Annotated in this window: 12 protein-coding genes; 8 read left to right on the top strand and 4 right to left on the bottom strand. The window is 69.6% G+C overall.

The window, feature by feature from the left end:
- Nucleotides 1–50 precede the first annotated feature (50 nt).
- Together HUA76_RS05545 and HUA76_RS05540 are read left to right on the top strand one after the other, a co-directional pair.
- Nucleotides 51–1,211 carry an alanine--glyoxylate aminotransferase family protein gene (locus HUA76_RS05545; RefSeq protein WP_174460189.1) on the top strand — a complete coding sequence of 387 codons (1,161 nt, stop codon included), beginning with the start codon at nt 51–53 and terminating at the stop codon, nt 1,209–1,211.
- A gap of 269 nt (nt 1,212–1,480) precedes the next feature.
- On the top strand, nt 1,481–2,092 hold the full coding sequence (locus HUA76_RS05540; protein ID WP_141642054.1) for a TIGR02265 family protein: 612 nt from the start codon (nt 1,481–1,483) through the stop codon (nt 2,090–2,092).
- 51 nt (nt 2,093–2,143) lie between these two features.
- Here the strand turns inward: HUA76_RS05540 and HUA76_RS05535 are convergent, their stop codons facing one another.
- Together HUA76_RS05535 and HUA76_RS05530 are read right to left on the bottom strand one after the other, a co-directional pair.
- Entirely contained in the window at nt 2,144–2,869 is a 726-nt protein-coding gene (locus HUA76_RS05535; RefSeq protein WP_174460188.1) for a ferritin-like domain-containing protein, read from the bottom strand.
- Between the two features lie 14 nt (nt 2,870–2,883).
- Nucleotides 2,884–3,585 carry a ferritin-like domain-containing protein gene (locus tag HUA76_RS05530; RefSeq protein WP_174460187.1) on the bottom strand — a complete coding sequence of 234 codons (702 nt, stop codon included), beginning with the start codon at nt 3,583–3,585 and terminating at the stop codon, nt 2,884–2,886.
- A gap of 606 nt (nt 3,586–4,191) precedes the next feature.
- Here HUA76_RS05530 and HUA76_RS05525 point away from each other — a divergent pair.
- From HUA76_RS05525 to HUA76_RS05515, 3 genes are all read left to right on the top strand, one after another.
- A complete protein-coding gene (locus HUA76_RS05525) occupies nt 4,192–4,560 on the top strand; it encodes a response regulator (RefSeq protein ID WP_141642057.1) in 369 nt (122 codons plus the stop codon).
- Between the two features lie 131 nt (nt 4,561–4,691).
- Nucleotides 4,692–6,836, top strand: a complete 2,145-nt coding sequence (locus tag HUA76_RS05520; protein WP_174460186.1) for a cation:proton antiporter — start codon at nt 4,692–4,694, stop codon at nt 6,834–6,836.
- 5 nt (nt 6,837–6,841) lie between these two features.
- Nucleotides 6,842–7,660: a helix-turn-helix domain-containing protein gene (locus HUA76_RS05515; RefSeq protein WP_141642059.1), complete on the top strand. Its 819-nt coding sequence runs from the start codon at nt 6,842–6,844 to the stop codon at nt 7,658–7,660.
- Between the two features lie 10 nt (nt 7,661–7,670).
- Here HUA76_RS05515 and HUA76_RS05510 read toward each other — a convergent pair whose 3' ends face one another.
- Nucleotides 7,671–8,423, bottom strand: coding sequence for a GNAT family N-acetyltransferase (locus HUA76_RS05510; protein WP_174460185.1), 753 nt, complete (start codon nt 8,421–8,423; stop codon nt 7,671–7,673).
- A gap of 100 nt (nt 8,424–8,523) precedes the next feature.
- Here HUA76_RS05510 and HUA76_RS05505 point away from each other — a divergent pair, with 100 nt between their 5' ends.
- Both HUA76_RS05505 and gyrB read left to right on the top strand, forming a co-directional pair.
- A complete protein-coding gene (locus HUA76_RS05505) occupies nt 8,524–8,982 on the top strand; it encodes a hypothetical protein (RefSeq protein WP_141642060.1) in 459 nt (152 codons plus the stop codon).
- 157 nt (nt 8,983–9,139) lie between these two features.
- Nucleotides 9,140–11,593 carry a DNA topoisomerase (ATP-hydrolyzing) subunit B gene (gyrB, locus tag HUA76_RS05500; RefSeq protein WP_141642061.1) on the top strand — a complete coding sequence of 818 codons (2,454 nt, stop codon included), beginning with the start codon at nt 9,140–9,142 and terminating at the stop codon, nt 11,591–11,593.
- 139 nt (nt 11,594–11,732) lie between these two features.
- On the opposite strand, the gene HUA76_RS05495 is transcribed toward gyrB, so the two are convergent.
- Entirely contained in the window at nt 11,733–12,767 is a 1,035-nt protein-coding gene (locus HUA76_RS05495; RefSeq protein ID WP_174460184.1) for a hypothetical protein, read from the bottom strand.
- Nucleotides 12,768–12,901: 134 nt separating this feature from the next.
- Here HUA76_RS05495 and HUA76_RS05490 point away from each other — a divergent pair, with 134 nt between their 5' ends.
- A complete protein-coding gene (locus HUA76_RS05490; protein WP_141642063.1) occupies nt 12,902–13,531 on the top strand; it encodes an FMN-binding negative transcriptional regulator in 630 nt (209 codons plus the stop codon).
- Nucleotides 13,532–13,826 lie beyond the last annotated feature (295 nt).

The following is a 13,826-nucleotide window of genomic DNA, read 5'->3' as shown; positions in this document are numbered from 1 at the left end:
CCTGCTTCAGCCCGCGTCGGGCCGGAGCGCTGCCGAGGAGCGGTGACGCCGTGAGAGACCTGCTGATGATTCCGGGGCCGGTGGAGTTCGAGCAGGAGGTGCTTCAGGCGCTGGGGGCGCCCTCCTACGGCCACACGGACCCGGCCTTCATCGCCATCTTCGGCCGGGCGCTGAAGCGGCTTCGCGACGTGAGCCTCGCGCCCGGCGCGCAGCCCTTCGTGGTGTCCGGCTCCGGCACGCTGGCCATGGAGCTGGCGGTGGCGAACCTCGTCGAGCCCGGTGACGCCGCCCTGGTGGTGAATACGGGTTACTTCAGTGACCGGATGGCGAAAATCCTGGAGCGGCACGGCGCGAAGGTGACGCACGTGCGCGCCCCTCCTGGTGACGCGCCGACGGTGGAGGAGGTGGAGACGCACCTGAAGCGCGGCGGCTTCAAGGTGATGACTGTCACGCACGTGGACACGTCCACCGGCGTGCTCACGCCCGTGGAGGGCCTGTCGCGGGTGGCGCGCGAGTTGGGCGTGCTGTCGGTGGTGGACGGCGTGTGCGCCACGGCGGGCGAGTCGTTCCACCAGGACGCGTGGGGCGCGGACGTGTACCTCACCGCGAGCCAGAAGGCCGTGGGCGTGCCGCCGGGGCTGGCGCTGCTCACCGTGGGGCCGCGCGCGCTGGAGGCGTGGAAGAAGCGCCGCGTGCCGGTGGCCAGCGTGTACTCCGACTGGGCGGAGTGGCTGCCCATCATGGAGGCGTACGAGGCGGGCAAGCCGGCCTACTTCGCCACGCCGCCCGTCAACCTGGTGTGCGCGCTGGACGTGAGCCTGGGACAGATTCTCGCCGAGGGCCTGGAGGCCCGCTTCGCGCGGCACCAGCGCCTGGCTCGCGCCTTCCGCGCCGCGTGGAGTGGGTTGGGCCTGCGCATGCTGCCGGTGTCCGAGGCGGTGACGGCGAACACACTGAGCGCCGTCTACTACCCGGAGGGCGTGGACGCGTCGCTGGTGGGCCGCGTGAAGGCCGAGGGCGTGGTGGTGGCCGGTGGACTCCACCCGGACCTCAAGGCGCGCTACTTCCGCGTGGGCCACATGAACCGCGTGGGCCCCGCGGATTTGCTGACCACCGTGGGGGCCGTGGAGCGCGCGCTGATGGCCGCCGGCCACCGCTGTGAGCCCGGTGCGGGCCTCGCCGCCGCCGAGGCCTCCCTCACCGCCCGCTGAAGCCCTCGGGCGGGGTCACCCGCACCCCGGCCCCGCCCGTTCTCCTGGGCCTCAAGAATGAAATGTGCCCGAAATCCAAGGGGTTCGTGTGGTGGGTGAACCCTTCCATGGACCCTGGGGCGTGCCGGAATCATTCGACAGGGGTAGAAAAATATGGGATGGTTGGTAACTAGGAAGTGGGGGGAAGCCGGCGAATCCTGAAAAACCATTGGAAGCGCCGGACGTGTCCCCTGAGTCGAGGCAGTGCGAGCCCCCTCGGGGAGACGACCATGTACGTGGGCACCGAAGCGAGCAGTGGGGGTGGGGCGGCGTGGGAGCTGGAGCAGCGGCGTCTGGCCGCGACGGACGAGGACCAGGCGCGGGGCATGTTCTTCCAGGGGGCGCTGAGCGTCATCGCGAACCTGGGAGGAGAAGGCGCGGTGGCGCGGTGCAAGGGCGTGGCGGGGGTGTGGGAAATCAACCCGTTCCACCTGTACTCGGTGTCGCGTTACCTGCGGATGGTGTCCACGGCGGCGCGGCTGCTCGGCCCGCAGCTCAATGGCTTCGACGGGGTGCTGCACCGGATGGGTTCGCAGGCGACGGTGGACTTCCTGGCGTCGCTGTTTGGCCGGGAGCTGCTGGCGGAGGCGGCGGGCAGTCCGCGGCTGTTGCTGGAGTCGCTGGGTGACGCGTACCGCATGGCGGTGAGCTACGGAGAGCGGTATCCGCAGTGGACGGGAGAGCGCAGCGCGCGTTTCATCATGCGGCGCGACTTCATGCCGGCGGCGTATCACGAGGGTGTGTTGCGCGGAGCGTTGGAGGCGGTGGGCGCGCGCGACGTGAGGGTGATGGGCCGGCAGGTGGCGCTGCTGGAGAGCGAGTACGAGCTGTCCTGGCGGTAGGGGCCTGACGCGGCGGTGGGGACAGGCCCGCCGCGCCCGGTGTGGAGGACGTCAGCCCTGGTCGTTGACGGCGAGGTCGGGCTGCTCCTCGAGTCCGTTGCCGCCGCCCAGGCTCACGGTGGAGGCGACGAAGGGCTGGGGCACCACCTGCGCGGCATCGAGGGCCGGGGTGACGTCGACCAGGGCTTCGATGAGGGCCTTGAGCACCATGAAGTGCTGCGTGTCCACGCCTTCGATGGAGGCGAGGATGAAGCGGCTGTCGGGTGTCTGGATGCCCTTGAGGACGCGGTTGAAGGAAATCGCGGAGCGGCGCTCCTCGTTGGCGGCGAGCTTGAGGACGTTGCCGACGGAGGGCCTGAAGTTGGGGGGCGGGGTGAACGACACTTCATCCGCGCGGACGGGGGTGGCGCCCAGGCGCGACACGGTCTCCGACAGCAGGGCGGCGTGCGCCGTGTGGTCCTCCTGGAACTGGGTGGCGAGCGCGAGCGCGAGCGCGGCCAGGTCTCGTTCCTCCTGGGGGCGCGAGGTGTCGTCGCGCGCGGCGGTGAGGATGACCGCGCCCTGGGTGTAGGCGTCGACAGTCATGTATTCGGCGGCGACCAGGGTGTTGAGGGCGCCGGCTTCCCGGGCCCGGTCGATGGGGTTGACCTGGTTCTGGGAGTTGGTGCGCTCGTTGAGGCCGCAGGCGGTGAGCGCCGAGGCGGCTGTCACGGTGGCGAGGCCCTGGAGGATTCGGCGGCGCGCGAGGACGGAGTCGGAGGGGTTCTGGGTCTTCATGGTGGTGGGCTTCCTCACTGCGTCACGTCGTAGAAGGGCAGGTCCGTCTCGTCGTCGAGCCCTGGAGCGCCGTCGACGGTGATGGCGAAGGCCCTGGGAACGAACTGGGACGCGACGGTGGTGAGGGCGTCGGCGGGCTGGTTGACGGTGGACGCGGGGGGCGTGACGAAGCCGCGCGCGGCCAGGTTGAGGACGACGAAGTGCTGGGACTCCACCGCGCCGATGGCGGCGGCGAGCTCCGCGTTGTCGGCGAGCACGAGGGACTTCTGGGTGTTCGTGTAGCCGATGGCGGCGGCCTTCTCCGCGTTGGTGGCCAGGTCGATGACGTTCTTGATGCCGGGCATGAAGTCGGTGGGGACTTGCGCCGTGCCCTCGCCCACGTCGTCGACGCCGCCTTGCCGGTCGATGTACCGGGCGAGCTTGTCGGCGTGTTCGGTGTGTTGCTGGCGGAAGTGCAGGGCGATGGCCTTGACGATGCCCTGGAAGGGGAAGAGCGGGTCGGTGCTGGTGGCGGCGTCGAGCACGCTGACCGCGGCGTCGTAGGTCTTGATGGCGTTGCGTTCAGCGGTGAGCAGCGCCTTGAGGGGTGTGAGGTCGGCCTGGGTCGTCAGGGCCTGGGCGGGTGTGCCGCGGGTGAGCAGGCCCGTCGCGAGGCCAAGGCTCGCGGCGGCCGTGGCGCTTCGGAGCGCGGCACGGCGAGAGAGTTCTTCGGTCATGGGTCCATCCGAGGAGGCGGTCGGAAGTGGTGGGTGCCGGGCGCCCCCTGAAGCCCGGCACGGGCTCGGTACGCCGAAGGTGTGGCGGGGGATTTTCCGGCGCGCGGGGGAATTGCTGACGGCGGCGCCTGCGTGACACCCGGCGCGCGGCCCTTAGGTCCCCGGGGCGGCGCTTCGTTCGTCCGTGGACCGTGTCAACGGATTGGAGTCAGCTCCAGGATGCTGGAGTGGGACGCAGTGGCACCTGGACACTGTCGTGTCACGGGTGCGCGGGCATGACTCCAGGGCATGTGGGGCGTCGAGGTCCGAAGCGCTTGCTCCCTCTGTCGCTTCGCTCGAAGTCTCCGAGCCCGAGACAACTCGCGAGTCTCAATCCACCCGGCGCTCCCTGGAATCCAGAGATGCAATCCGGCGCTGAGCCCCATATTGGCCAATGCTCAACACCTCATGGCCACCTGAGCACGGACGTGGGACGGAGCGGCTGTTTCACGAGCGAGGAATGACGCCCACGTCGGGTGCGCGCGCTAGGCTCCGCTCTTGATATCGCGCGGGAGGTGCACCGCGCGGAGCCAGGGTGTGGCGGGGCCGCGACAAGGAGGCGAGTGAGTGACTGGGCCGTTGCTGGTGGTGGATGACGACGCGGACCTGCGCGAGGCGCTGGAAGAGGTCCTGCGCGACGCGGGCTACGAGGTGATGGGCGCCAGCAACGGCAAGCACGCGCTCGATGTGCTCGGAGCCACCCGTGAACTCCCCATCCTGGTGCTGCTCGACATGATGATGCCCGTGCTGGATGGCGCCGGCTTCGCGCGAGCCATGCGACAGGTGCCCGAGTGGCGCGACATTCCCGTGCTCGTCTTCTCCGCGTCCGCCAACGCCCGTCAGGTCGCCGAGGAAATCGGCGCGTGCGGCCACCTGCGCAAACCCGTGGACGTGGACACGCTGCTGGACGCCGTACGCAAGCACCAGGCCGCGTGAGCCGTCCGCGACGTCTGCTCGCTCTCCGACATGCCGCCTCACCCAGGGCAGCCGAGCGCAATGCCCGTTTGACGCTTCGCGAGGGGTGCTGGTAAGTGCCCACTTAACACGCAAGTTTCGACGGAGGTAGGATGCACACCAACGCGCTCACGCTGCTCATGATGCAGCTCATCGTCATCATCGGCGTGTCGAGATTGATAGGGCGTGGAACGCGCTGGTTGGGCCAGCCGCTGGTCATCGCGGAGGTGGTGGCGGGCATCGTCCTGGGCCCCTCGTTGCTCGGGTGGCTGGCGCCAGATTTGATGAACACGCTGTTCCCCACCGACTCCCTGCCCATCCTGAAGATGCTCAGCCAGGTGGGCCTGGTGTTGTTCATGTTCCTGATTGGCCTGGAACTGGACCCCAAGCTGTTGAAGGGACGCGGCCACGCGTCGGTGGCCATCAGCCACACCAGCATCATCGTGCCCTTCGCGCTGGGCGCGGTGGCGGCGGCGCTGTGGCTGTACAAGGACTTTTCGGACCCGAGCGTGCCCTTCTCGTCGTTCGTGCTCTTCATGGGCGTGGCGATGAGCATCACCGCCTTCCCGGTGCTCGCGCGCATCCTCACCGAGCGCGGCCTGTTGCAGTCGCGCATCGGCGCCATCGCGATTGCGTGCGCGGCGGTGGACGACGTCACGGCGTGGTGCCTCCTGGCCTTCGTGGTGTCCATCGTCCGCGCCTCGGACCTGGCGCAGGCGGGGCTCACCACCGTGTTCGCCATGGGCTACATCGCGTTCATGCTGCTGGCGGTCCGGCCCTTCCTCGCGCGGCTGGGCGCCCGGGTGGCCAGCCGCGAGGGCCTGACGCAGAACGTAGTCGCCGGCACGCTGCTGTTGCTCCTGGCGTCCGCGTGGGCCACGGAGCTCATCGGCATCCACGCCCTCTTCGGGGCCTTCCTCTTCGGCGCCGTCATCCCCAAGGAGGGCGGGCTCGCCGAGGCGCTGTCGGAGAAGCTGGAGGACGTGGCGGTGGTGCTGCTGTTGCCCGTCTTCTTCGCCTTCAGCGGCCTGCGCACCCAGATTGGTCTGCTCAACACGCCCGAGGCGTGGCTCACGTGTGGCGCCATCATCCTGCTGGCCTGCGTGGGCAAGTTCGGCGGCAGCGCGGTGGCGGCGCGGATGACGGGCATGCGGTGGCGCGAGGCGGGGGCCATCGGCATCCTGATGAACACGCGCGGGTTGATGGAGCTCATCGTCCTCAACCTGGGCCTGGACCTGGGCGTCATCTCGCCCACGCTGTTCACGATGATGGTGCTGATGGCGCTGGTGACGACGTTCATGACCACGCCGCTCCTGCAACTGTTCTACCCGACGGAGGAGCTGGCCCGGGACAGGCTGGAGCTGGCCCCGCCCGCGGCTCCCGGTTCGACGCCCTACACGGTGTTGATGTGTGTCTCCCATCAGCAGGCGGGCCCCGGGATGGCCAGTCTGGCCAAGGCCCTGGCGGGTGGAGAGGGCGCGCAGTTGCACGCGCTGCATCTGGTCCATCCGGAGCGCGTGTCGCTGCGTGGCGCGGAGTCCGAGCCCCGCGCCTCGGACCAGGATGTGGAGGGAGATGGCGCGCTCGCTCCGCTGCTGGGCCGGGCGAAGAGCCTGGGGCTGGCGGTGAGGCCGCTGTCCTTCGTGTCGACGGAGCCCGCGCAGGACATCCGCCGCACGGCGGAGGCGAAGCGCGCGGACCTGGTGCTGCTGGGCTGGCACAAGCCGCTGTTCAGCCAGACGGTGCTGGGCGGCACGGTGCACGAGGTGATGCAGGCCGCGTCCGGCACCGTGGCGGTGCTGGTGGACCGGGGCCTGTCGGACGTGAAGCGCGTGCTGGTGCCCTTCATCGGCAGCCGGCATGACCGCGCGGCGCTGAAGCTGGCGCGGCGGTTGATGCGGCAGTCCGGCGCGGAAATCACGGTGCTGCACGTGACGTCGCGCGAGAGCAACGGCGCGCGCGCGCAGGTGGACGAGCTGTTCCCGGCGGAGGAGGGCTCGGGCGTGCGGCTGAAGGTGGTCCAGCACGAGTCGCCCGAGGAGGCCGCGCTGGAGGAGGCCCGCCACGGTGGCCATGACCTGGTGGTGGTGGGCGTGGGCGCGCCGTGGGGCCTGGAGGACCGGGTGTTCGGTCTCCAGCGCGAGCGCATCGTCCGTGACGCACCGGGCTCGCTGCTGGTGGTGCACGAGTCGGAGCCGGTGGTGGAGGCCGTCGCCACGTCCCAGGCCGCCGCCTCCGCGGTGGCCTCGAGGAGCTGAGCGACATGCACCTGGGGGCGACGCTGCGGTTGCTGCGGGTGGACGCGGGCCTGTCCTTGCGGGACATGGCCCGCCGCATCGGCGTGTCGAGCGCGTACCTCAGCCGGGTGGAGCACGGCGTGGATGCGCCGCCCACGGCGGAGCGACTGACGGCGATTGCCCGCGAGCTGGACGTGCCCCCCGCGTTGCTGATGGACGTGGCGAACCGGATGAGCCCCTACGTCTCCGAGTACCTGGAGGACGTGCCGGGCGCCGGGACGCTCTTCCTGGAGTTGGCGCGGCGTCGCCTGTCGGGGACGCAGCTGGCCCGGGTGCGAGACTTCCTGGATGCGGAGTTCCCCGTGAGAGGGGGCCACTCGGACGCGCCGGTGCCGGCGCTGGCGCCGCTCCTGGCGCCGGAGCGGGTGGTGCTCCAGCTCTCCTGTGGCGGCTGGGAAGACGTGCTGGACGTGGTGGCGGGGCGACTGGCGGCGACGCTGCCCGGCGTGGACGCGGCGCGACTGGTGGAGGGGCTGCGCCAGCGCGACAGCGAGTCCTCGTGCGCGGTGGGCGGCGAGGTGGCCGTGCCCCACGTCTTCCTGCAGGGCGCCGCGCCCGTGGCCGCGCTGGTGACGCTGGCGAAGGGGTTGAAGGTGGACACCCCGGACGGCCGGCCGCTGCGACTGGTGGTGGCGGCGGTGGACGGCGAGCGGGGCCGCGTGCGGCTGACGCGCATGGCCCACGTGGCCCGGCTGGCGGCGCGCGGGCTGGCGGAGCGGCTCGACGAGTGCCGGCAGCCCGGACAGGTGCTCGCGGTGCTGGAGGAACTGGAAGCGCTGCGCTGACCCGAGGGCCTCAGTCGGCGCGCCGCGTCCAGTTCACCCAGTCCCCCAGCTCGCGGTAGCCCAGCTTGCGGTACACGCTCCGGCCCTGCTCGGTGGCCTGGAGCACGGAGGCCGAAAGGCCGCGTTCCCGGGCGCCCGTGAGCAGCCCTCGCATCACCTCCGCGGCCAGCCCGCGTCCCCGCGCCTCTGGCAGCGTGACGACCATGTACACCCCGGCGGTGTCCTCCACGTCCAGCGCGAAGCCGCACGCCAGGGCCCGGTCCCCCTCGCGCGCCACCAGCGTGTGCACGGGGAGCCGCGGCGGCTGTCTCCACACCGTGAGGATGTCGTCCCACTTCCCCCAGACGCGGATGTTGAGCTCCACCATCTCGTCCTGCGTCCCGGGCTCCACCAGGGGGAACGAGGGCTTGACGTCCGGCGTGTCCGCCAGGGCCAGTCCCATGGCCGGGATTCGCGAGTCAGGCCGGTAGCCGGCGGCGCCCAGCACGCGGGCGCCCTCGTCGTCCCCGGGCAGCACCGCCACGCGCCAGGCGGGGATGTCCAGGCCCCGGTAGAAGGCCTCCAGGGCGGGGAGTCCCTCGACGAGCGCCTGGGGCGTCCGGAAGTACGCCTGCTGGAAGTGGGCCTCGGCGGGGTACTCGGGCAGGGCGAAGGCATCCATGCCCGGGGCGCTCCCGTGGCGCAGCAGTCCGCGCTCCCGCTGGAGGTGCTTGAAGGCGATGACGTTGGTGAGAAGTCGGTCGTTCAGTTCGGCATCGGTCATGGCGCGGGTCCATCGTAGGTGGCGCACGCCGGACGGCGAACAACGGCCTGCTCAAAACCGCGCGCGAGCCCTCCAGGACGGCTAGGGTGCGCTGGCACTCATGAGCAGCCCGCGCTTCTACGCCTTCGACCCTCGCGCCACTCGAATCGGCCTCTTCCTGGGCGCCTGTGTCCTGGCGGTGCTGACCGCCTGGGCCCTGGCCAATGCCCGGGACGGAGGGGGCATCCAGGAGATGGCCCGCGCGGGTGTCACGGCGGGCCTGATGTTCGCCTTCCTCGTGGCCATCCACCGCCTGCGACCCCGTGCCGGCTGGGGCATCTCATTGGACACGCGAGGCGTCCGCGTGGCCCGCCCCTTCAGCTCCCGCGAGCTGGAGCTGCACTGGGGGCAGATTGATTCCGTGCGCCGGCTCGGCAGGAGGGGGAACGTGCTCGGTTTGTTCTTGAAGGAGGAGGGAAGGGTGCTCGTCACCCGGCATCTCTTCGCCCGCAAGGCTGTTTTCGAGGAGTTGATCTCGGCGCTGGAGGATCGCCTCCCGCCGTCCCGATTCGACGCCTGACCCCCCGGTTTCCGCAGGCCGCCTCCCCGAGGGGCGGCCAAGCGATTTTCACGAATATTTACGCAGCTTTGCGCGGGCTCGTTACTCTTGTTCAGTGTGCCTCGAGATGGTAGGCACAGCCCTGTTGCAAGGCTCCTTTTTCCAAGGACAGCATCACATGGAAAAGACCCCCGCTACCGGTGCCTCGGTCGCTCCCCTGCCCATGGAGTATGGGACCGATAGCATCACCAAGCTCGAGGGCCTGGAAGCGGTCCGCAAGCGCCCCGGCATGTACATCGGCGACACGATGACCTACGGGCTCCACAAGCTCGTCTACGAGGTCGTCGACAACGCCGTGGACGAGGCGCTCGCGGGCCACTGCACGGACATCGAGGTCATCATCCACGTGGACGGCTCGCTGAGCGTCCAGGACAACGGGCGCGGCATCCCCGTGGGTCCTCACCCGGACCCCAAGTTCAAGGGCAAGGACACGCTGGAAGTGGTCCTCACGGAGCTGCACGCCGGCAGCAAGTTCGGCAACGGGGCCTACAAGGTCTCCGGCGGCTTGCACGGCGTGGGCGTCACCTGCGTGAACTTCCTGTCGGAGTGGTTCAAGGTCCGCGTCCAGCGCGCCGGCAAGGTGTACGAGCAGTCCTACGCCCGAGGCGTTCCCAACTCGCACCCGCAGGAGGTCGGCACCACCGACAAGCGCGGGACGATGGTGGCGTTCAAGCCCGACACCACCGTGATGGAGACGGTGGACTTCAACTTCGAGACGCTCAGCCAGCGCCTGCGCGAGCTGGCGTTCCTCAACGCGGGGCTGCACATCGTCATCCGCGACGAGCGCACGAACAAGGAGCACGACTTCAAGTTCGAAGGCGGCATCTCCTCGTTCGTGGAGTACCTCAACAAGTCGAAGCAGGTGCTCCACGACAAGCCCATCTCCTTCTCGGGAGACAAGGACGGCGTGGCGCTCGAGCTGGCGATGCAGTGGAACGACGGCTACGACGAGCGCGTCTACACCTTCGCCAACAACATCAACACCCAGGATGGTGGCAGCCACCTGTCCGGCTTCAAGGCGGGCCTGACGCGCACGCTCAACAGCTACGCGGAGAAGAGTGGCATCTGGAAGGACCTCAAGGAGACGCCCACGGGCGAGGACGCCCGCGAGGGCCTGTCCGCCGTCATCTCCGTCAAGGTGTCCAACCCCCAGTTCGAGGGCCAGACGAAGACGAAGCTGGGCAACAGCGAGGTGAAGGGCCTGGTCGAGCAGATGGTGAACGAAATGCTCGGCACCTTCCTGGAAGAGACGCCGCTCATCGGCAAGAAGATCGTCGCGAAGATTGGCGATGCCTGTCGGGCGCGCCTCGCGGCTCGCAAGGCGCGCGAGACGGTGCGCCGCAAGGGCGTGCTGGACGGTGGTGGGCTTCCGGGCAAGCTCGCGGACTGCCAGAGCCGCGATCCGCACGAGAGCGAGCTGTACATCGTCGAGGGTGACTCCGCAGGTGGCTCCGCGAAGCAGGGACGGGACCGGCGCAACCAGGCCATCCTCCCCTTGCGCGGCAAGATTCTGAACGTGGAGAAGGCGCGCTTCGAGAAGATGCTGACGAGCGCCGAAATCGTCACGCTCATCACCGCGCTGGGCACGGGCATTGGTCCGGAGGACTACAACCCGGAGAAGGCGCGCTACCACCGCATCATCCTGATGACGGACGCCGACGTGGACGGCAGCCACATCCGCACGCTGCTGCTGACGTTCTTCTTCCGGCAGATGCCGGAGCTGCTCCAGAAGGGCTACCTCTACATCGCGCAGCCGCCGCTCTACAAAGTCACGCGCAACAAGAAGGACAAGTACGTCAAGGACCAGCGCGCGCTGGACGAGTACCTGCTGGGCATCGCCACGGAGCACGGGCGGGTGCTGACGCCTTCGGGCGAGGTGGGTGGCGCGGACCTGAAGGCCCTCCTGGAGAAGGTGATTACCTACGAGGAGCGGCTGGAGAAGCAGGCGAAGCGGCGCGACGCGCGGGTGGTGGACGCGGTGGTGCAGGGCGCGCGGCTGACGGCGGAGATGCTGGCGGACGACGAGGCGCTGGCGGTGGCGGTGAAGGGTGCTCACTCGGAGTTCGAGCGGCGCATGCCGGACGTGCTGGGCCGGGTGAAGTACGAGGTGGAGACGGACCCCGAGCACCAGACGAAGCGGCTGGTGTTCCGCACGGACGTGAATGGCGCGATGCGGTCGACGGTGTTCGACCACACCTTCCTGTCGTCTCCGGAGTACCAGGAGCTGGTGTCGCTGCGGGATTCCTTCAAGTCGCTGGGTGACGCGCCCTACCGGGTGAAGGTGGACGCCGGCCACGTGACGGCGTTCTCCGTGCAGGAGGTCCACGCGGCGCTGCGCAAGGACGCGCAGAAGGGCCTGGGGATGCAGCGCTACAAGGGTCTGGGCGAGATGAACCCGGAGCAGCTCTGGGACACGACGATGAATCCGCTCACGCGCACGCTGTTGCAGGTGCGGGTGGAGGACGCGGTGGAGAGCGACGAAATCTTCTCGCTGCTGATGGGCGAGGCGGTGGAGCCGCGCCGCGAGTTCATCGAGCGCAACGCGCTGGACGTGCAGAACCTGGACATCTGAGCCATTGAGTCCGCCGGGCTCGCGGGCCTGATGGACGACGAAGTGACGGGGCGCGGCGCCGATTCAGGCACCGCGCCTCGTGTCGTTTCAGGGGCTGGGGCAGCGCGCTCGCTAGCGGGCCGAGAACGAGGCCTGGGACTTAGCGCCCGCCACCACCCGGGCCACCGCGCGGCGGCGGCGGGCCACCGGGGCGCTTGCCGCCGAAGCCACCGTCGCCAGGGCCCATGGGCCGCGAGGGCAGGTCGAGGGTCTCGCCGTCGAGCGTGGCCTGTCCACACTCAGGGCCGAAGACCAGCGTGTGCGTGGTCCCATCGGCGAGGGTGCGCTCCTGCGTGCCGGCGATGGGCCACGCGCAGACGGAGGGCGGCACGCGCACGATGCCGGATTGCGTGACGGTGGAAACGCTGCCGTCCGCGAGCGTCGCGGTGAGTGTGCCGTGGCTGGTCCTCGTGGGCGCGGCGGCGTCCGGGTCGAACGTCTCCTCCAGCGTGCCCGAGAGGTGGACGCTGTCCACCACGGTGCCCTGGGCATCCAGGTTCGTGCGAGTCGTGTCGAAGGTGACGGTGCGGCTGAGCGTCTGCGCGCCGGGCACTCGCACGGAGACGGAGGCGATGCTGCCCGTCATCTTCGTGCTCTGGCCGTCCGTCGCCGTATGCGTGATGTCGTGCGTGGACTGTTGCTCGAAGCGCAGCGGCGCGTTCTCCGCACACTCTTCCTCGGAGGTGATGGCCGTCACCACGTCGACCGAGCCGGATGACACGATGCCAGTGCCTTCCCCGCGCGGGCCCTCTCCGGACGGCGGCTGCGATGTCGGAGTTCCACTGTCGGGAGGAGGCTGGGGGCGGTCCCATCCGCAGCCCCCACGGCCCCGGGTCCGAGCCTGGCAGTCCGTCCAGGAGAGGTGCAGCTCCGAGGGGAAGCTCTGGCCGCAGACCTCCACCTTCGCCGTCTCCGGCTCGGCGTCACACTGATAGCCCTCGTGCTCCCAGCGGCGGACCTCCAGAGGGAGTCCCTCCAGGAAGCGGGAGCCGAGGGGGACGTCCGCGGACTGCGCCTCTCCCACGGCCGATGCCACGGCGAGCTGGGATTGCTGCTCGGTGATGCCTGGGTCCTTCTCCGCGCCACAGCCCACGCCAAACAGCGCCGTCGCCAGCAAACCTGCCTTGAGCTTCATGGATGTGTACTCCCCGAGAGATACTTCGGGGCGCGTGGCCGGCCCTGCGCCCAGCCTTCAAGGTAGGGGGCAAACCTTGAGGAGTTCTTAAGCACCCGTTGACGCGCGCCGTCTCCCCGGGGGACGCAGGGTGCATGTACATCCCTCGCCACTTCGAGGAACGGGACGCACAGCGCCTCCTGGAGTTGATGACGCGACACTCCTTCGCCACGTTGGTGACGGTGGGAGAGGACGGAGCGCCTTTCGCCACGCACCTGCCCTTCCTCACGGAACGGGATGAGGCGGGAGCGCTTCGGCTGCTCGCGCACATGGCGTTGCCCAATCCGCAGTGGCGCGCCTTCGCCGCCGAGCGGGACGCGCTCGTCATCTTCCAGGGCCCGCACGCCTACGTGTCGCCCACCTGGTACGCGACGACGCCCCAGGTGCCGACGTGGAACTACGCCACGGTGCATGCGTATGGACGGCCCAAGGTCATCGACGCGGGTGACGAGGTGCTGCGCATCCTCCGCGAGACGGCGGCGCGCTACGAGTCTGGCAACGAGCGGCCATGGACTCTGGAGCAGTCGGAGGAGTACGTGAACCGGCTGGTGGGTGGAATCGTGGCGTTCGAGCTGCGGGTGACGCGGCTGGAGGGCAAGTTCAAGCTCAGCCAGAACAAGGGTGAGGCGGACCGCAAGGCGGTCATCGCGGCGCTGGAGCGCAGTCCCTTCGCGGGGGATGCCGAGCTCGCGGTGCTGATGCGTGCGCGTGAGGACGCTGGATAGACTCGTGGGCCCGGTGCCCTCCTCGGCTCCGCGCCCACGTGCCTTTCCCGTCTTGTCGAGCCGGGCCGGCGTACGTCGCGGCCCCCGCTAGCCCTTACGGCGGGAAGCTGTCATCCCGTTGCCCCCTCGTTCGCCGGGCGGCGACTTCCCGCACGGCTCCCTGCTTCTCGGGGCCTGGCTTGTTGGCGACTTGTGCTGACGCCATCGCGAAGCCTCCGATGAAGAGGTCGACACCTCGAAATTAGGCACCCCGAAGCGCGCGAGGTCGTGCCCTCCAGGCATGGCTCCCGCGTAG

Origin of the sequence: Myxococcus sp. CA056 (genome assembly GCF_013336715.1) — a bacterium.
Classification (GTDB): Bacteria; Myxococcota; Myxococcia; order Myxococcales; family Myxococcaceae; genus Myxococcus; species Myxococcus llanfairpwllgwyngyllgogerychwyrndrobwllllantysiliogogogochensis.
This window is presented reverse-complemented; position numbering and strand designations above follow the sequence as displayed.

Bases quoted from the DNA above. Each gene is read 5' to 3' on its own strand.
- HUA76_RS05540 (WP_141642054.1), top strand. From the start codon at position 1,481: ATGTACGTGGGCACCGAAGCGAGCAGTGGGGGTGGGGCGGCGTGGGAG.
- HUA76_RS05535 (WP_174460188.1), bottom strand. From the start codon at position 2,869: ATGAAGACCCAGAACCCCTCCGACTCCGTCCTCGCGCGCCGCCGAATC.
- HUA76_RS05530 (WP_174460187.1), bottom strand. From the start codon at position 3,585: ATGACCGAAGAACTCTCTCGCCGTGCCGCGCTCCGAAGCGCCACGGCC.
- HUA76_RS05520 (WP_174460186.1), top strand. From the start codon at position 4,692: ATGCACACCAACGCGCTCACGCTGCTCATGATGCAGCTCATCGTCATC.
- HUA76_RS05515 (WP_141642059.1), top strand. From the start codon at position 6,842: ATGCACCTGGGGGCGACGCTGCGGTTGCTGCGGGTGGACGCGGGCCTG.
- HUA76_RS05510 (WP_174460185.1), bottom strand. From the start codon at position 8,423: ATGACCGATGCCGAACTGAACGACCGACTTCTCACCAACGTCATCGCC.
- HUA76_RS05505 (WP_141642060.1), top strand. From the start codon at position 8,524: ATGAGCAGCCCGCGCTTCTACGCCTTCGACCCTCGCGCCACTCGAATC.
- gyrB (WP_141642061.1), top strand. From the start codon at position 9,140: ATGGAAAAGACCCCCGCTACCGGTGCCTCGGTCGCTCCCCTGCCCATG.
- HUA76_RS05495 (WP_174460184.1), bottom strand. From the start codon at position 12,767: ATGAAGCTCAAGGCAGGTTTGCTGGCGACGGCGCTGTTTGGCGTGGGC.
- HUA76_RS05490 (WP_141642063.1), top strand. From the start codon at position 12,902: ATGTACATCCCTCGCCACTTCGAGGAACGGGACGCACAGCGCCTCCTG.